Here is a 16,531-nt window from a genome sequence, read left to right as displayed (position 1 = left end):
GGTCTGGGCTAGACAAGCGGCCCACACCAGGGGAGGCCGACAGAACATGATCACGGAAATCGCCCAGATCGACGTCAAGCCGGGCACGGAGAAGGATTTCGAGGCCGCGGTCGCGAAAGCACGCGCTGCTTTCGGCCGCTCCAAGGGCTTTCACGGCTTCGAGCTGCACAAATCGATCGAGAAGCCGCAGCGCTACCGCCTGATGGTGAAGTGGGAGACGCTCGAAAACCACACGGTCGATTTCCGCGGCTCGGAGAACTTCACCGAATGGCGCGGCCTGGTCGGGCAGTATTTTGCCAATCCTCCGGATGTCGAGCACACCGAGACGGTGCTGACTTCGGCCGGCTGAGGCCGCGCCAGCGCTGCTCGCCGCGGAACACCATCATGACGCATGACGATCTGGTCGAAGCCTACGCTGCCGCCGGACGGCACTACCATGATCTTCGCCACGTCCGGGACTGCCTGGCCCAGCTCGATCGCGTCGCGGACCTCAGCGTCCGCGACCGCGAGATCCTGACCCTCGCGATCTGGTGGCACGACGTCGTGTATGATCCCACGCGCTCCGACAACGAGGAGCAGAGCGCCATCCTTGCCGAGCGTCACGTCGCGCCCGAGCTGCGCGACGAGGTCGGACGCCTGATCCGGCTGACCCGGACGCACGATGTCGCGCCCGGCGATCGGCTGGGCGCGCTGCTCGTCTCGATCGATCTCGCCATTCTCGGCACCGATGAGGCCGGCTACGACGCCTATGCGGATGCGATCCGGCGCGAATATGCGCACGTGCCGGACGACGCCTACCGCGCCGGGCGCGCGGCCGTGCTGGAGCGGTTCGCGGGGCGCCCCGTGATCTATCCGGATGCGGGCTTTGCCGCTGCCCTCGACCAGAAGGCGCGGGCCAACCTCGCGCGCGAGCTGAGCGGTCTTCGATCATAGGCAGGATCAGCTCAGGCATTTCGAGCGGCCGCATCGCTGCGGCAATGCAGCCTGCGCAGCATCGCATGAGCGAATGTGGCTTGTCTTTTGCTGCGGCTCGACATGCAATGAGATGACATGCGCGTCGCCATGGCGTGCTCCTCATTTTCTGGAACTCCGTCATGCCGATCATCAACCGCGCCGCCGAGCTGGCGGAAGACGCCAAGGTCTGGCGCCGCGATTTCCACCAGCATCCCGAGCTGCTCTACGAGGTGCATCGGACGGCCGCGCGTGTCGCCGAGCTGCTGGCCTCGTTCGGTGTCGACGAGGTCGTCAGCGGTATCGGCAGGACCGGCGTCGTCGGCGTCATCCGCGGGCGCGAGCCGTCGCAGCGTGTGATCGGCCTGCGTGCCGACATGGACGCGCTGCCGCTGCAGGAGATCAGCGACATCCCGCACAAGTCCACCATTCCGGGCCGGATGCACGCCTGCGGCCATGACGGCCACACCGCGATGCTGCTGGGCGCGGCGCGCTATCTCGCCGAGACGCGCAACTTCGCCGGCACGGCCATCGTCATCTTTCAGCCGGCCGAGGAGGGCGGGGCCGGCGGCCGCGCGATGGTCGACGACGGCCTGATGGAGCGCTTCGGCATCGAGGAGGTCTACGGCCTGCACAACGCGCCGGGCCTGCCGCTCGGGACGGTCGCGACGCGCACCGGCGCCGTGATGGCCGCCGCCGACACCTTCGAGGTGCGCCTGAAGGGCCTCGGCGGCCATGCCGCGCGGCCGAACAAATGCGTCGATCCGATCATCGCCGGCGCGCAGATCGTGACCGCGCTGCAGACGATCGTGGCGCGCAACGTCGATCCGGTCGAAAGCGCGGTGCTGTCGATCACGCGCTTTCACGCGGGGACGACCGCCGACAACATCATTCCGCAGACCGCAATCATCGGCGGCACCGTGCGCACGCTCGACGAGGACATCCGCCGCTTGATGGACGAGCGCTTCAAGGGCCTCGTGACGGCGCTCGCGAGCGGGATGGGCGTCGAGGCGGAGATCGACTATGAATGGGGCTATCCGGTCGTCATCAATCACGCGGAGCAGACCGCGTTCGCAGCCGACGTGGCGCGCAGCGTCGTCGGGCCGGAAAAGGTCATCACCGATATGCCGCCCCGGCTCGGCGGCGAGGATTTCGCCTACATGCTGCAGGCGCGGCCCGGCGCGTTCGTCTTCATGGGCATCGGCGATGGGGCCGGCGTGCATCACCCCGAGTATGATTTCAACGACGACGTGATCCCGCACGGGATCAGCTATTGGGCCAAGCTCGTCGAGACCGCGATGCCGGCCGGCTGAACCGCCACAACCGATCTCTCAGATCGCGGCCGCGGCGTCCTCGGTGCGGCGGTCGCTCTTGAAATAGTCGATCATGACCTTGGCGATCGCCATCAGCGGCAGCGCCAGGGTCAGGCCCCAGACGCCGAACACGATGCCGAGCAGGATCTGGAACGCAAACAGCGTGGCCGGCGGGATGTCCAGCGCCTGGCGCTGGATCAAGGGCGTCAGCACATAGCTCTCCATCGCGTGCACGCCGAGGAACAGCACGAAGGCAGAGACGGCCGCGACCCAGCCCGAGGCGAGGCTCGCCAGCACCACGATGACGCCGGCGATGATGGCGCCGACGGTCGGAATGAACGCCAGCAGGCCGGCCTGGATGCCGAGGATGAACGAGCTCTGCACGCCGATGATGGCGAGGCCGATCCAGGTGACGAGGAAGACCGCGAACATCGTCGTGATCTGGGCGATCAGCCAGCGCTCCAGCGTATAGCTGATGCGGTCCACGATCACGGTGGCCTGGTCGCGGTACTTCGCCGGCGCCAGGAAAAGCAATCCGCTGCGGTAGACGGCCGGCTGGGCCGCGAAGGCCAACCCTAAGAACAGCACGATGAAGAAGTTACCGACGGCGCTGACGGTGCCCAGCAGCAGCTTGAAGGTCTGGCTGACGATGGCGCCGCCGGAGGAGGCCAGCGCGCTCGGCGAGGGCAGGCCGCCCGGCAGGCCATGGGACGGCGTCTGGGTCGGTGTGGTCGAGCCGCCATCAGGCGCGGATGTGGCCGTGTTCGCGGCGTTGAAGTCGAAGAAGCTGGTGTCGATGCCGTTGCGGTCGAGGAAGCCCTTGATGTTGCCGAGCTGCGACTTGATCGTATCGCTCAGCACCTTGGCCTGGTCCGCGATGGTGGTGCCGCCGAGGAAGACGATGCCGACGAGCACGGCCGCGAGCGCCAAGCAGACGATGACGAGCCGCGCCGGATGCGGCCAGGGCAGCACGCGGCCGAGCAGGCTGGTCATCGCGTTGAGCGCGACGCCGAGCAGCATGCCCGCGAACAACAGGAAGATCGCAGCCGCGTAATACCAGGTGAAGGCCATGCCGGCCATGAACAGGGTTACCCCGATGCCGCCCACGGCAATGGCCCAGGCCAGGTCGCTGCGGGCCTGGAGGCGTGGGTCGGCGGGGGCGGTCATGAGGCATCCTCTGTGCTGATCGGCCCCCACACATTGGCGAAAACGGCTGGCGGATCAAGCGCAGGCTTGGGGAAGTGGGGCGCTGCAGGACGCTTGCGGGGGTGTCCGCAATTGGCATTGGGGACCCGCGTGGCCATATGTTGATCCTGCCGTGCGACGCAGGCATGATTTGTGCCTGCCGGACTGGCGGATGCGGCAGCCGAAGGCCGGACAAAAGGGAGAGAAACGAAAGCAATGAAACGTCCGGTGGTCGGCGTGATCGGCAACAGCCATCGCGTCGAGAATAGGTTCACCGTGCAGATGGTGGGCGAGCGCAACCTGAGCGCCGTGGCCGAGGTCGCGGGCGCGCTGCCGCTGATGTTTGCCGGCGTTCCCGAGATCACCGACATCGCCGCACTGCTCGATGTCGTCGATGGCGTGGTGCTGACCGGCGCCCGCGCCAATGTGCATCCGACCCGTTTCAACACCGAGCCGAGCCTCAAGCACGAGCCCTACGACATCCACCGCGACGAGGTCGCGCTGCAGCTGTCGGAGGCCTGCGTCTCCAGAGGCATTCCGCTGTTCGGCATCTGCCGCGGCCTGCAGGAGATGAACGTCGCCTTCGGCGGCTCGCTGCATCCGGAGATCCGCGAGATTCCCGGCCGCATGAATCATCGCATGCCCCGGCTGGAGAACGGCGAGATCCATCCCGATCCGACCGTCATCTTCGCCGATCGCCACGAGGTCAAGCTGACGCCGGGCGGCGCCTTCGCCGGCATCCTCGGCTGCGACATTATCAAGGTCAATTCGCTGCATGGTCAGGGCATCCTGGAGCCGGGCGCCCGCGTCGTGATCGAGGGCATCGCCGAGGACGGCACCATCGAGGCCATTCGCATCGCCGACGCGCCGAGCTTTGCGCTGGGCGTGCAATGGCACGCCGAATATGACCCGCAGAAGAACCCGATCAACCGCAAACTGTTCGAGGCGTTCGGGGCGGCAGTCAAGAAGCGCCATCTGTCATCCTGAAGGCCGGGACTGAACCGGATTTCCGGCGCGGCAGACGAAGCTGCAGAGACGCCTCATCGTGAGCTCGTCACAAGGAAGCCCGGATGCGCCACGTCCTGACTGCTGCAGCTCTGCTCCTCGCCGCTCCTGCGCTGGCCCAGAATGCGGCGCCCACCGAGGGACCGATCACCTGCACGCTGCCGGTGGCGGCCACCGACACCGTGAAGAGTCTCAAGCAGCGCTATGGCGATGAGGCGGTGCTGCAGGATCTGCCCGGCGCCGAAGGCGAGACCTATAAGGGCCTCGTGCTGTTTCCGCGAGCGATGGACCGCCGCATCGAGGTCAGCTTCATCGACGACAAGTTGGCGACGGTGTCCGGGCTGACCTTGCGCGATACGGAAAAGACCAGCCGCTGGAGCGTCGGCGGCGTCAGCATCGGCGCCAGCCTCGCCGCGGTTCAGAAGGCCAACGGCAAGCCGTTCGTCGTGAGCGGCTTCGGCTGGGACTATGGCGGCTTCGTCACCGACTTCAAGAACGGCACGCTGGGGCGCATGTTGCCGGGCGGCTGCTCGATCACGGTGCGGTTCGGCAAGGACAAGGACGCGCCGCGGGCGCTTTCGGGCGATGGTGTGAAGGTGTCGTCCGACAATCCGGCGCTCGTCAAATTCGCGCCCGTCGTCACGGAGATCGGCATCAATTTCGCCGCGAAGTGATGGCTTCATGGTCGCAGGACTGACCGGGACGAGCATGCGCCGAACGAGCTTGTTGTTGATGCTTCTGGCTGCGCCGGCATCGGCACAGACCGCGCCGCCTGCCGATGGGCCGATCACCTGCACCTCGCCGGTGTCGGTCACGGACTCCGCCAAGAGCCTGATGCAGCGCTACGGCCAGGAGGCGGTGACAGACGACCAGTTGTTCACCGGGGTGGAGGACATCACTTATCAAGGCGTCGTGCTGTCGCCAAAAGCGCCGGACCGGCGTATCGAGATCGGCTTTGCTGACGAGACGATGCAGCGGGTGTCACGTCTCACCTTGATCGACTCCAAGACGAGTCACTGGAATGTTGCCGGCGTGACGCTCGGCTCGACCTTGGCCGAGGTGCAGAAGATCAATGGCAGGCCGTTTCTGATCCGCGAGTTCTTCACCGATGGTGGCGGCTTCGTTGTCGACTGGAAAGGCGGCACGCTGAGCCGTCCTTTGCCGGGTGGATGCTCCGTCAGCGTTCGCTTCGGCAGTGACGACCACGAGGGAAATCCGATCGGTGATCGCATCGCATCCGACAAGGCGGAGTTGCGCAAATGGGGACCGGTGGTCGAGCAGATCGTGGTGAGCTTTCCCGAGAAATAGCGGCTGAGTTGCGCCCTCGGGCCTCATGGTTCGAGACGGCGCGCGCACTTCTGTCGGATGATCTCATTGACTCACGGGCGCTCCTCACCACGAGGAGAAACCGCGGCCTTGCGCGCGACCTCCATCTCCTCATCCTTAAGGAGCTTGGCGATAGCCAAGCGTCTCGAAGGACGAGTCCCGTTGGATCATCGCAGATGAGCAGCCACCAACAAAAGGCGCCCGGTGAAGGGCGCTGGGGGCAGGGGTGGTGCGGCAAGATCTCCATCAGGAAAGCTTGCCGCATTTCTCGATAGCCACGACAACGCAGCGCTCGTCAATGGGCGCCGGTCGCAGGCGCGTCCGGCGGATTCTCCGAGAGTGGCCGTCTCCTACGGCCAAGCCCAATCCGTACAGCTCGTCCCGCGCGTGGCGAGAGCGCGGCTGCGATCAGGGCTTTGCGAGATGCCAGGCGTTGTTCAGGAAGCCGTCGCCTGTGATGTCGCCGGGCTTCTGATCCTTGGCGAAGGTGTAGAGCGGCTTGCCCTTGTAAGCCCACTGCCTGGAGCCGTCGTCCCGGGTGATGATGGTGTAGTTGGCGTCGGCCTTGTCGCTGGCTTCGGCTTTCAGGACCGGCCAGTTGGTCGCGCAGGGACCGTTGCAGGCTGATTTGCCGTCGACGTCCTTGTCGAACGTGTAGAGCGTCATGCCCTTGTTGTCGGTGAGGATGTCGCCCTTCGTGCTGCTGCCGCTCTTGGTTGGAGGCGCCGCGCTGGCGGACGAGATCGCCGCGAGTGAGATTGCGGCGGTCAGGAAGAGGCGCGAGATCGAAAGCTTGGTCATTCGAAATCTCCCAATGCATGTGGATCACAGGGATAGAAACTCATTCCGGCCCGATCTATTCCTTGCGCCTGTCCCTATTCGTCATTGGGCGGAATGTCGTACCGCCGTTCTGGCGCTCATGCCGGCCTTGGCATTCGCCAGCACGGCACTGCGACACCAACGAAAAGGGCGCCCCGCAAGGGGCGCCCTGGTGTCGTCATCCGCCGATCTTATCGGGCCTTAGCCCGAGTAGTACATGTCGAACTCGACCGGGTGCGGGGTCATTTCGAAGCGCTCGACCTCGGTCATCTTCAGCGCGATGTAGCTGTCGATGAAGTCGTCGTCGAACACGCCGCCGGCCTTCAGGAAGGCGCGGTCCTTGTCGAGGTTCTCGAGCGCCTCACGGAGCGAGCCGCAGACGGTCGGGATCTGCTTCAGCTCTTCCTTCGGCAGGTCGTAGAGGTCCTTGTCCATCGCCGGGCCCGGATCGAGCTTGTTCTTGATGCCGTCGAGACCGGCCATCAGCATCGCGGCAAAGCCGAGATAGGGGTTGGCGAGCGGATCGGGGAAACGGACCTCGACGCGCTTGGCCTTCGGCGAGGAGGTGTAGGGGATGCGGCAGGACGCCGAGCGGTTGCGCGCGGAGTAGGCGAGCAGCACCGGCGCCTCATAGCCCGGGACCAGACGCTTGTAGGAGTTGGTCGACGGGTTGGTGAAGGCGTTGATGGCCTTGGCGTGCTTGATGATGCCGGCGATGTAGGACAGGCAGGTCTCCGACAGGTCGGAATACTTGTTGCCCGCGAACACCGGCTTGCCGTCCTTCCAGATCGACTGGTGGACGTGCATGCCCGAACCGTTGTCGCCATAGACCGGCTTCGGCATGAAGGTGGCGGTCTTGCCGTAGATGTGCGCGACCTGGTGGATGCAGTACTTGTAGATCTGCATCTGGTCGGCCATCAGGGTCAGCGTGTCGAACTTCATGCCGAGCTCGTGCTGGGCGGAAGCGACCTCGTGGTGGTGCTTCTCGACCTTGACGCCCATGCGGGCCATGGCGCCGAGCATCTCCGAGCGCATGTCCTGCACCGAGTCCTGCGGCGGCACCGGGAAGTAGCCGGCCTTGGTGCGGATGCGGTGGCCGAGATTGCCGCCCTCATACTCGGTGTCGGAATTGGTCGGCAGCTCCGAGGAGTCGAGGCGGAAGCCGGTGTTGTAGGGCGAGGAGCTGTAGCGCACGTCGTCGAACACGAAGAACTCGGCTTCGGGACCGACGAACACGCTGTCGCCCACGCCCATCGACTTCACCATCGCCTCGGCCTTCTTGGCGATGCCGCGGGGATCACGGTTGTACGGCTCGCCGGTGGTCGGCTCGAGCACGTCGCAGGTGATGATCATGGTCGTTTCGGCGAAGAACGGATCGATCGTCGCGGTCACCGGGTCGGGCATCAGGCACATGTCGGATTCATTGATCGCCTTCCAGCCGGCGATCGAGGAGCCGTCGAACATCGTGCCTTCGGCAAAAATGTCTTCGTCGATCATGCTGACGTCGAAGGTGACGTGCTGCCACTTGCCCCGCGGGTCGGTGAAGCGGAGGTCGACGTATTTGACGTCGTTGTCTTTGATTGCTTTCAAGACGTCCTTGGCGGTCTTCATGAATACCCCTCTTGGCTTATAACGTCACGGCCCGGCGCGGGACGGCGTCCGCGGGTCATGCTCCATAGCCTCGTGCGGGGGCCAAGACAACATCGGAAACGGCAAAACGGCCGCGTGCAAGCGCCTCGCAGAGGACACTTGAGCTGCCATAGGGGCTGCTGGCGCAGCAAACGTTCCGTGCGGGGCCTGGAGCGGACGGTCCGTTCCAGGCCTGCGGTCGGGCTAGATCGCGTCCAGCCCGGATTCTCCGGTTCGGATGCGGATGGCTTCCTCGATGTTGGACACGAAGATCTTGCCGTCGCCGATGCGGCCGGTCTGGGCAGCGCGACGGATTGCCTCGATCGCGCGCTCGACCAGGTCGTCGCCGATCACGATCTCGATCTTCACCTTGGGCAGGAAATCGACGATGTATTCGGCGCCCCGGTAGAGCTCGGCATGGCCTTTTTGCCGGCCGAAACCCTTCGCTTCGGTGACGGTGATGCCCTGAAGTCCCACTTCCTGAAGCGCCTCCTTCACCTCGTCGAGCTTGAACGGCTTGATGATGGCTTCGATCTTCTTCACTGAGCGCCTCCCGGGCATTCCGCTATAAACAACAGGTGGGTCATCGTCAGGCTGCGCGCACGCGCAGGTCGTTCGATCATTTCGTTACCGGGCCCGACACTCTCCGGCGGAGGCCCGGTGATTGACTGCCCGACTTGCCCCGTGCCGAAGTGGCTCCACAAAAGCAGGGTCTATGCCAAGTCGTTAACGGGCCCAAATCGAGCCGATAATCAGGCATTTCACGAGCACCCGACGATTCCCTCAAGGAACGTCTAGAATACCGGAGCCTTGAGATTAGGCAAACAGATCAAACGTTGTGCAGGTCTTGACGGCGGAGCCGGGCGCTGTCCGAAATGCCCAGGGAAAAGGCGACGTGCCGGGTTTCGTCGCGCCTTGCCAGATGTGCAGCGCCCTTGGAAGTTGCGGGCCGGCGCGGCAATAGGAAGCGCGGGATTCGCGCGCACCGGCTCCGAGGAACGGGGCGCCGACGTCCCCTGCGAGGCCATGGGGACGACATCAGGCTGCCGGCGCAAGACGGCGGCTGGAGACGAGAGCGGTTTATGGAAATCTTGACCACGAGCGAAATGGAGCGCGCCGACCGGCTGACGATCGCGGCCGGCACGCCGGGCTTTTCGCTGATGCTGAGTGCCGGACAGGCGGTGGCCGAGGCGGCCATGGACCTGGTCGAGACCGGGCCGATCGTGGTCGTGTGCGGGCCGGGCAACAATGGCGGCGACGGCTTCGTTGCCGCGGCCGAGCTCGCCGCGCAGGGCAGGGACGTGTCGGTCATCCTGATGTGCGAGCGCGACGCGCTGCATGGCGATGCGGCCTCCGCCGCCAAGGGCTGGAAGTTTCCGGTGCTGCCGTTCACGCCGCAGGCGATCGGCAAGCCGGCGCTGATCATCGACGCGCTATTCGGCGCCGGTCTTAGCCGGCCCGTCACCGGCGAGCCCCATGACGTCATCGCAGCGATCAACGGCAATGGCGCGCCGGTGCTCGCCGTCGACCTGCCGAGCGGCATCAACGGCACCACGGCTGCGGTGATGGGCATTGCGGTCCGCGCCACCGAGACGGTGACCTTCTTCCGCAAGAAGCCAGCGCACCTGCTGCTGCCGGGCCGCCAGCATTGCGGGCGCGTCCGGCTCGCCGACATCGGCATCGATCCCCAGGTGCTCGCTGAGATCAGGCCGCAGGCCTTCGAGAACGAACCCGAACTCTGGCAGGGCCGCTTTCCCGTGCCTGTTATCGACGGCCACAAATACGCGCGTGGCCATGTGCTCGCGATGTCTGGCGACGTCGCCGCGACAGGCGCGGCGCGGATGGCCGCGCGCGCCGCGTTGCGGGCCGGCGCCGGTCTGGTCACGCTGGCCTCGCCGCGCGATGCGCTCGCGGTCAATGCGGCGGCGCTGACGGCGGTGATGGTGCGCGCCGCCGACACCGCGATCGAGTTCGGCGAGCTGCTCGGCGACAGGCGTTACAACACCTGCATCATCGGGCCCGGAACGGGCGTCAATGAGCGCACGCGCGACCTCGTCTTCACCGCGCTGTCGGCGCAGCGTCATCTCGTGCTCGATGCAGACGCATTGACGAGCTTCGCCGATGCGCCGGAGCGGCTGTTCGAGCAGATCAGGGCGATGGCCGACGCGCAGATCGTGCTGACGCCGCACGAGGGCGAATTCCCGCGCCTGTTCTCGGATCTCAGCAACAAGCATCCCGGCCGCTCCAAGCTGGAGCGCGTGCGCGCGGCTGCCGCGCGCTGTGGCGCCGTGGTGCTGCTGAAGGGGGCCGACACGACAGTGGCCGCGCCCGACGGCCGCGCCGCGATCGCCGCCAATGCGCCGCCCTGGCTCGCCACCGCCGGCGCCGGCGACGTGCTCGCCGGCATCATCGCCGGAATGTTGGCGCAGGGCGTGCCGGCGTTCGAAGCCGCCTGCATCGGCGTCTGGATGCATGGCGAGGCGGGCAACGAGGCGGGGCCGGGGCTGATCGCGGAGGATCTGACGGAGACCTTGCCTGCGGTGTTCCGGCGGCTGTTTGACCGGTTCGGCGTCGAGTATTGACGGCAAAGATTGTCATGCCCGCGGAGGCGGGCATCCAGTACTGCGCGGCCCATCGACGTGACAATCAGCGTCTCGGCGTACTGGACCGCCCGGTCGAGCCGGGCGATGACGGCTCAGGGCAGGGCGGCAGCGCGTGTTTCGGGCTCACTGCACCTGATACTTCGCGACCGCGTTCTCGTTCCAGGCGAGGCCGAGACCCGGACCTCGCGCGGTCACCTTGCCGTCGATGACCTGCAGCGGCTCGGCGAGGATGGCGCCGGCAAAGTCCAGCACCTCGAGCCAATGCGCGGTCGGCGTCACCGCCAGCACATGCGCGCTCGCTTCTGGCAGGATGTGGCTCGACATCGGGATCGAGGCCGCATCGGCTTGCCCGGCGACGTTGAGCCAGCCGGTGATGCCGCCGACCTTCATCAAATCGGGCATGATGAAGTCCGAGGCGCCGGCGGCGATCGCCTCGGCAAAGCCGCGCGGAAACCACCAGTTCTCGCCGGCCTGGATCGGGATCTCCGAGCGCTCGCGCACCCGGGCATGGCCGGAGAGGTTTTCCTGCGGCACCGGCTCCTCGATCCAGGTCAGGTCGTAGGCAGCAAGGCGCGTGATTCTGCGCGTGGCTTCAGTGGGATCGAGCGACTGGTTGAAGTCGAGCATCAGCGCCATGTCCGGGCCGAGCAGGGCGCGCAGGCCCTTGATCATCGTTTCGTCGGTGGCGAGATCGCCATGACCGCCCTTGGTCTTGATGGCGCGGAAGCCGTGCTCGTCGCGCGCGGTGCGCAAGGTGCGCTCGTCGTCTTTGGCATCGAGCACGCCATAGCTGTCATAGGCCGGAATTGGTCGCGCCGTGCCGCCGAGCAGCTCGACCACGGGCTTGCCCGCGAGCCGACCGAGCGCGTCCCAGAACGCCATGTCGAGGCCCGAGACGGCCATGCCGACGAGACCCTGCCAGCCGAGCAGGCGGAATTTGGCGTCCATGAGTTTCATCAGGTCGAACGGGACCAGGGCTTGGCCTTTGAGCTCGCGGCCGATCTCCTCGACCAGATGCAGCAGCGGTTTCAACGCGAGCCTGGTGTAAGCGAACAGGTAGGAATGGCCGGTAACCCCCTGATCGGTTGCGACGTCGATCAGCACCAGCGGTCCGGAGTCGATGATCCCGAACGCGTTGCGCAGGGGACGCTTCATGGGCGTGATCACGGCACGCGCCGTGACCCCGGTGATGGCGGCAGTGATCATGGGGACTGTTCCCTCAGGTTCGTTTCCTCACCGGATCTCATACCACCGCAGCAGGCGCGGCGCCGCCCAGTTCGTCGCCATGCCTTCGACCAGGAACCGGCCGGACTGCTCGGCAAGGAATGCAATGCGCTGGGCCTGGCCGGCCTCCAGCGCCAGCGTGTCGAGCCAATAGGGCTTCCAGCCATCGTCGAGCCGGTCGAGCAGCCGGAACGGCTGGCCATGAAGGTGGACCACATGGGTGCCGGCGGTCTTGTTTGCCAATGCCAGCACGACCGCTTGGCCGGCCTTGGCCTGGAAGGTGGGGGCGCCGGCGGCGTTGAACGCGGCGGGCGGTTGCCAGCCGGCGCCGTCGAGCGTGAGCTCGGCCCGAGCGGCGGTCCTCAGGTCCAGCTTTTCCGGCAAACCGTTCGAAGGCAAAGGCGGCGCCGGCGGCAACGGGGCGGCACGGAGCGGCGGCTCGCTCGACGCCACCAGCCGGGCGAGGGGACGCGCATTGCTGCCGTCGTGCAGCAGCACGGCCAGCGTTGTCTTGGCGGCGGGCATGTCGAGGAAGACGTCGGTGCGGCCGCCGGGCGGCAGCACCACCGCGCCGTTTCGAGCCAGGAAAGGCTCGGCCGGCTGGCCGTCGATGGCCATCACGCGGACGGCGTCGAGGTCGGCGATTTTGATCGCGATCACAGCGCGTTGACAGCCATTGATGAACCGCAGCCTGACCCGCGCATGGGTTCGCAGCGCGATCTCGGGCTGGGTGTGCCCGTTGACGGTGTAGATGAGCTCGGTGTCTTGCGCTTCGGCTCCTGGCGCAACCGCGGTGCCGTCCGCCTTGAGCCTGAAATCCTCGACCAGGAAAATTTCGTCGCGGTCGACAGTTACCGTCGCAGCTTCGTCGACGATGACAGGGAGCGGCCGGATCGGCACGGCGTCGGCGAGCAGCCGCAGGTCGAGCAGGCCGGTCCCGGCGCGCGACGCCAAGGCTGGGATGGTGGCCCGGCCGCCGGGGCCGATCTCCGGCTGCGCCAGCAGCGGGGCGGGCAAAGTGAGGCCGCGGCTGGACAGCGCGGCCGGGATCGAAAGGCCATTCGAAAGATCCAGATCGAGCGCCGTGCCGCGTGCGAGCCGGACCACCGGAGCCGGTGCAGCCAGCCGCCATAGCGGGCTCGGTGAACGTCCCGGGCTCAGCGCGAGAGATTCGCCGCGAGCGTCCAAGGAAACCGAGTTTCGGCCAGCGGCCGGAGCCGGGCGAGCAAACGAGGCCGCGCCGGCCGCGGCGAGGCCGCCGAGCAGGGCGCGGCGGCTGAGCCCCTCCGACGGTTCCGTCATGCGACAAAACATCGTGCGATGAGGGGGATGCGGATCATGTTGTTTTCCCTTATCTGTGCGTGCGACACGGTCGATCGGCCTGCCGGTGGTGCTTTCGACAGCCCATTTTTTTGCTGCGGACGGTTTCGTGCGTGGTATAAGCCGCGCCGCCCGCGGCACCGCGGCCGGGCTATCGATGCAGTTCACGCGGGCGTGGCGGAACTGGTAGACGCGCTGGATTTAGGTTCCAGTGACGAAAGTTGTGGGGGTTCGAGTCCCTCCGCCCGCACCAAGCGCTTCTCCGGCGTTTGCCCCAAGTTTTACCGGCAGACCCGCCCTCTCGGACAGAGAAGCGGGGCCGCCGATCCCACCGACGCAAGGCCCTTTGCCGCGCGTCGTCCACAATTGAGTCAGATGTGTCCGGATCGCAAGGGTTCGGACCGAAGCGGAAGAAGATTGACGCCATGCAGGTCACAGAAACCTTGTCGGAAGGCTTGAAGCACGAGTTCCAGATCAGCGTTCCGGCGGCGGATCTCGACGCCAAGGCGGATGCCAAGCTGGTCGATCTCAAGGACAAGGTCCGCATCAACGGCTTCCGCCCCGGCAAGGTGCCGGTGGCGCATCTGAAGAAGATCTATGGCAAGTCGGTCATGGCCGAGACCATCGACCAGACCATCCGCGACACCAACACGCAGATCTTCACCGAGCGCGGGTTCCGCCTCGCCACCGAGCCGAAGGTGACGATGCCGACGGAGGAGGCCGAGGTCGAGAAGATCCTCGCTGGCCAGTCCGACCTGACCTACACCGTGGCCGTCGAGGTCGTGCCGGCGATTGCGCTCGCCGACTTCAAGACCTTCTCGGTCGAGAAGCCCGTGGCCGACATCACCGACGCCGATGTCGACGAGGCGATCAAGCGCCTGGCCGATGCCAACCGCAGCTACGCCGCGAAGGCCGAGGGCGCGAAGGCCGAGAGCGGCGACCGGGTGAAGATCAACTTCAAGGGCACGATCGATGGCGTCGCCTTCGAGGGCGGCACCGGTGAGGGCATCGATGTCGTGATCGGCTCGAACACCTTCATTCCCGGCTTCGAGGACCAACTGATCGGGATCGGCGTCGGTGAGACCCGCACGCTCAAGGTGACGTTCCCGACCAACTATCTCAACAACGAGCTCGCGGGGAAGGCCGCGGAGTTCGAGACCACGGCGACCGCGGTCGAGGCTCCGGAGGACAAGGTGGTGGACGATGAGTTCGCCAAGACGCTCGGCCTCGAGTCGCTCGACAAGCTGAAGCAGCTGATGCGCGACCGCCTCGCCGGCGAGTTCAGCCAGGCGACCCGCCAACGTGTCAAGCGCGCGCTGCTCGACCGTCTCGACGAGACCCACAAGTTCGATGCGCCGCCGTCGCTGATCGACGAGGAGTTCAACCTGATGTGGAACTCGGTCAAGGCCGAGATGGACTCCAGCGGCAAGACCTTCGCCGACGAGAACACCACCGAGGACAAGGCGAAGGAGGAGTACCGCACCATCGCCGACCGCCGCGTCCGTCTCGGCCTCGTGCTGTCGGAGATCGGCGAGAAGAACAAGATCACCGTGACCGACGACGAGGTCGGCCGCGCCGTGATGGAGCGCGCGCGCTCGATGCCGGGCCGCGAGAAGGAGGTCTGGGACTTCTATCGCAACAACCCGCAGGCGCTCGCGCAGCTGCGCGCGCCGATCTACGAGGACAAGGTCGTCGACTTCATCCTCGAGCTCGCCAACGTGACCGAGAAGAAGGTCTCCAAGGACGAGCTGTTCAAGGACGACGACAGCGACAAGGCGGCCTGAACAGGTCGCCCATCGTAGGGTTCGCGACATAAGCGCGTGATTAAGGTTGACCGGCGAAAGCGCCGGTCGGCCCGGTTCAGGCGCTGGCCGCCGCCGCGGGAATCAGCTTGAACAGCGCAATGACCTTGCTCGCGGCTGGCCAGGGGACCCGGTCTTGTCACCGGCGAATTGGTCCATATCTGTGAGTTTGGTCTTGAAGTTCTGCATCACGGGACACCTGTCCGTCGCTGCTCGTTGAAATGAGCCTCACCTGCGGCGGCCGGTCGTCTCAACTGCTGGTCCAACCCTTGGGTGATTCATGCGCGATCCCGTCGAAACCTATATGAACCTTGTGCCCATGGTGGTCGAACAGACCAACCGCGGTGAGCGCGCCTACGACATCTTCTCGCGCCTCCTGAAGGAGCGCATCATCTTCGTGACCGGCCCGGTGGAGGACGGCATGGCGACCCTGATCGTCGCGCAGCTCCTGTTCCTCGAGGCCGAGAACCCGAAGAAGGAAATCGCGATGTACATCAACTCGCCCGGTGGCGTGGTGACGTCGGGCCTCGCGATCTACGACACGATGCAGTTCATCCGTCCGGCGGTGTCGACGCTGTGCACCGGCCAGGCGGCTTCGATGGGCTCGCTGCTGCTCTGTGCCGGCCACAAGGACATGCGCTTCTCGCTGCCGAACTCGCGCATCATGGTGCATCAGCCGTCCGGCGGGTTCCAGGGCCAGGCGACCGACATCATGCTGCACGCCCAGGAGATCCTGAACCTGAAGAAGCGGCTGAACGAGATCTACGTCAAGCACACCGGCCAGTCTTACAAGGCGATCGAGGACGCCCTGGAGCGCGACAAATTCCTCACGGCGGAAGCGGCCCAGGAGTTCGGCCTGATCGACAAGGTTCTCGACAAGCGGCCGGAAGATCCGGCGGCGATGGGCAAGTGAGCCGTCCGTGATCGAGGCGGGGTCCGATTGACGGGCCTCGGAACGCAACAGCATCGCCTTTGCCGGCTCGGGTCGGCAAAGGTACCAAGGTGGGGGTCCCAAAAGGGCCGCAACCCTGCCGTGCGGCCGGCAAATAGGCGTGGCAAACACGCAACGCTTCGCTGATTTCGCGTGTTCTTACCGTGTCAAGCCCCAAAATCACGGTAATGTCACGGTCTAGGGTCTGTGCTCCGATTAGCGAATTCTTGATAGTCGGATGACAGCATGATTGGCTAGAGTGTCCAGTTATGGATCGTGGGGGATTCGCGTAGGTCGTCGGTGCACGACGGGTGAAGAACAAGGTGTTAATTTTGGTACGAAATTTGCTCTTTCACCAGTCTGGTCCGGCCCGTGCCGGATCGGAACGAACGAGCGGACAAGAGCGAACCGCGGACGGAGACA

At 65.7% G+C, this 16,531-nt stretch carries 15 protein-coding genes and 1 tRNA gene; 10 read left to right on the top strand and 6 right to left on the bottom strand.

Features of this window, described 5'->3' with window-relative positions:
* Positions 1-46 precede the first annotated feature (46 nt).
* The 3 genes from QX051_RS03670 to QX051_RS03660 all read left to right on the top strand — a co-directional run bounded on the left by QX051_RS03670 (position 47) and on the right by QX051_RS03660 (position 2,264).
* A complete protein-coding gene (locus QX051_RS03670; RefSeq protein ID WP_315711517.1) occupies positions 47-349 on the top strand; it encodes an antibiotic biosynthesis monooxygenase family protein in 303 nt (100 codons plus the stop codon).
* A 35-nt stretch (positions 350-384) separates the two neighbouring features.
* Positions 385-933 (top strand): phosphohydrolase, encoded by a 549-nt coding sequence (locus QX051_RS03665; protein WP_315775084.1) that lies wholly within the window; start codon positions 385-387, stop codon positions 931-933.
* A 161-nt stretch (positions 934-1,094) separates the two neighbouring features.
* Entirely contained in the window at positions 1,095-2,264 is a 1,170-nt protein-coding gene (locus QX051_RS03660) for a M20 aminoacylase family protein (RefSeq protein WP_315775083.1), read from the top strand.
* A gap of 18 nt (positions 2,265-2,282) precedes the next feature.
* Here the strand turns inward: QX051_RS03660 and QX051_RS03655 are convergent, their stop codons facing one another.
* Positions 2,283-3,431 (bottom strand): AI-2E family transporter, encoded by a 1,149-nt coding sequence (locus QX051_RS03655; RefSeq protein ID WP_315775082.1) that lies wholly within the window; start codon positions 3,429-3,431, stop codon positions 2,283-2,285.
* 234 nt (positions 3,432-3,665) lie between these two features.
* Here QX051_RS03655 and QX051_RS03650 point away from each other — a divergent pair, with 234 nt between their 5' ends.
* The 3 genes from QX051_RS03650 to QX051_RS03640 all read left to right on the top strand — a co-directional run bounded on the left by QX051_RS03650 (position 3,666) and on the right by QX051_RS03640 (position 5,762).
* Positions 3,666-4,436, top strand: a complete 771-nt coding sequence (locus tag QX051_RS03650; RefSeq protein ID WP_315775081.1) for a gamma-glutamyl-gamma-aminobutyrate hydrolase family protein — start codon at positions 3,666-3,668, stop codon at positions 4,434-4,436.
* A gap of 83 nt (positions 4,437-4,519) precedes the next feature.
* Complete coding sequence (locus tag QX051_RS03645) at positions 4,520-5,128, top strand: hypothetical protein (protein WP_315775079.1); 609 nt, start codon at positions 4,520-4,522, stop codon at positions 5,126-5,128.
* Between the two features lie 34 nt (positions 5,129-5,162).
* On the top strand, positions 5,163-5,762 hold the full coding sequence (locus QX051_RS03640) for a hypothetical protein (RefSeq protein WP_315775309.1): 600 nt from the start codon (positions 5,163-5,165) through the stop codon (positions 5,760-5,762).
* A 426-nt stretch (positions 5,763-6,188) separates the two neighbouring features.
* On the opposite strand, the gene QX051_RS03635 is transcribed toward QX051_RS03640, so the two are convergent.
* From QX051_RS03635 to QX051_RS03625, 3 genes are all read right to left on the bottom strand, one after another.
* Entirely contained in the window at positions 6,189-6,581 is a 393-nt protein-coding gene (locus tag QX051_RS03635; RefSeq protein WP_315738287.1) for a hypothetical protein, read from the bottom strand.
* Between the two features lie 219 nt (positions 6,582-6,800).
* Entirely contained in the window at positions 6,801-8,210 is a 1,410-nt protein-coding gene (gene glnA, locus QX051_RS03630) for a type I glutamate--ammonia ligase (RefSeq protein WP_315738286.1), read from the bottom strand.
* Between the two features lie 222 nt (positions 8,211-8,432).
* On the bottom strand, positions 8,433-8,771 hold the full coding sequence (locus tag QX051_RS03625) for a P-II family nitrogen regulator (protein WP_009027873.1): 339 nt from the start codon (positions 8,769-8,771) through the stop codon (positions 8,433-8,435).
* 539 nt (positions 8,772-9,310) lie between these two features.
* On the opposite strand from QX051_RS03625, the gene QX051_RS03620 reads away from it, so the two are divergent.
* Entirely contained in the window at positions 9,311-10,810 is a 1,500-nt protein-coding gene (locus tag QX051_RS03620) for an NAD(P)H-hydrate dehydratase (RefSeq protein ID WP_315775078.1), read from the top strand.
* A gap of 144 nt (positions 10,811-10,954) precedes the next feature.
* Here the strand turns inward: QX051_RS03620 and QX051_RS03615 are convergent, their stop codons facing one another.
* A complete protein-coding gene (locus tag QX051_RS03615) occupies positions 10,955-12,037 on the bottom strand; it encodes an enolase C-terminal domain-like protein (protein WP_315775077.1) in 1,083 nt (360 codons plus the stop codon).
* Positions 12,038-12,064: 27 nt separating this feature from the next.
* Positions 12,065-13,369: a multicopper oxidase domain-containing protein gene (locus tag QX051_RS03610; protein ID WP_315775308.1), complete on the bottom strand. Its 1,305-nt coding sequence runs from the start codon at positions 13,367-13,369 to the stop codon at positions 12,065-12,067.
* Between the two features lie 174 nt (positions 13,370-13,543).
* Here QX051_RS03610 and QX051_RS03605 point away from each other — a divergent pair.
* The 3 genes from QX051_RS03605 to QX051_RS03595 all read left to right on the top strand — a co-directional run bounded on the left by QX051_RS03605 (position 13,544) and on the right by QX051_RS03595 (position 16,090).
* A tRNA-Leu gene (locus QX051_RS03605) sits at positions 13,544-13,628 on the top strand.
* A gap of 172 nt (positions 13,629-13,800) precedes the next feature.
* Entirely contained in the window at positions 13,801-15,159 is a 1,359-nt protein-coding gene (gene tig, locus QX051_RS03600) for a trigger factor (RefSeq protein WP_315759189.1), read from the top strand.
* A 298-nt stretch (positions 15,160-15,457) separates the two neighbouring features.
* On the top strand, positions 15,458-16,090 hold the full coding sequence (locus tag QX051_RS03595; RefSeq protein WP_315738280.1) for an ATP-dependent Clp protease proteolytic subunit: 633 nt from the start codon (positions 15,458-15,460) through the stop codon (positions 16,088-16,090).
* The last annotated feature ends 441 nt before the right edge of the window (positions 16,091-16,531 follow it).

This window comes from Bradyrhizobium sp. SZCCHNR1053 (genome assembly GCF_032381235.1).
In the GTDB taxonomy this organism is placed as follows: Bacteria; Pseudomonadota; Alphaproteobacteria; order Rhizobiales; family Xanthobacteraceae; genus Bradyrhizobium.
This window is presented reverse-complemented; position numbering and strand designations above follow the sequence as displayed.

Excerpts from the sequence above, each read along its gene's own strand:
- QX051_RS03670 (WP_315711517.1), top strand. The coding sequence starts at position 47 with ATGATCACGGAAATCGCCCAGATCGACGTCAAGCCGGGCACGGAGAAG.
- QX051_RS03665 (WP_315775084.1), top strand. The coding sequence starts at position 385 with ATGACGCATGACGATCTGGTCGAAGCCTACGCTGCCGCCGGACGGCAC.
- QX051_RS03660 (WP_315775083.1), top strand. The coding sequence starts at position 1,095 with ATGCCGATCATCAACCGCGCCGCCGAGCTGGCGGAAGACGCCAAGGTC.
- QX051_RS03655 (WP_315775082.1), bottom strand. The coding sequence starts at position 3,431 with ATGACCGCCCCCGCCGACCCACGCCTCCAGGCCCGCAGCGACCTGGCC.
- QX051_RS03650 (WP_315775081.1), top strand. The coding sequence starts at position 3,666 with ATGAAACGTCCGGTGGTCGGCGTGATCGGCAACAGCCATCGCGTCGAG.
- QX051_RS03645 (WP_315775079.1), top strand. The coding sequence starts at position 4,520 with ATGCGCCACGTCCTGACTGCTGCAGCTCTGCTCCTCGCCGCTCCTGCG.
- QX051_RS03640 (WP_315775309.1), top strand. The coding sequence starts at position 5,163 with ATGCGCCGAACGAGCTTGTTGTTGATGCTTCTGGCTGCGCCGGCATCG.
- QX051_RS03635 (WP_315738287.1), bottom strand. The coding sequence starts at position 6,581 with ATGACCAAGCTTTCGATCTCGCGCCTCTTCCTGACCGCCGCAATCTCA.
- glnA (WP_315738286.1), bottom strand. The coding sequence starts at position 8,210 with ATGAAGACCGCCAAGGACGTCTTGAAAGCAATCAAAGACAACGACGTC.
- QX051_RS03620 (WP_315775078.1), top strand. The coding sequence starts at position 9,311 with ATGGAAATCTTGACCACGAGCGAAATGGAGCGCGCCGACCGGCTGACG.
- QX051_RS03615 (WP_315775077.1), bottom strand. The coding sequence starts at position 12,037 with ATGATCACTGCCGCCATCACCGGGGTCACGGCGCGTGCCGTGATCACG.
- QX051_RS03610 (WP_315775308.1), bottom strand. The coding sequence starts at position 13,369 with ATGTTTTGTCGCATGACGGAACCGTCGGAGGGGCTCAGCCGCCGCGCC.
- tig (WP_315759189.1), top strand. The coding sequence starts at position 13,801 with ATGCAGGTCACAGAAACCTTGTCGGAAGGCTTGAAGCACGAGTTCCAG.
- QX051_RS03595 (WP_315738280.1), top strand. The coding sequence starts at position 15,458 with ATGCGCGATCCCGTCGAAACCTATATGAACCTTGTGCCCATGGTGGTC.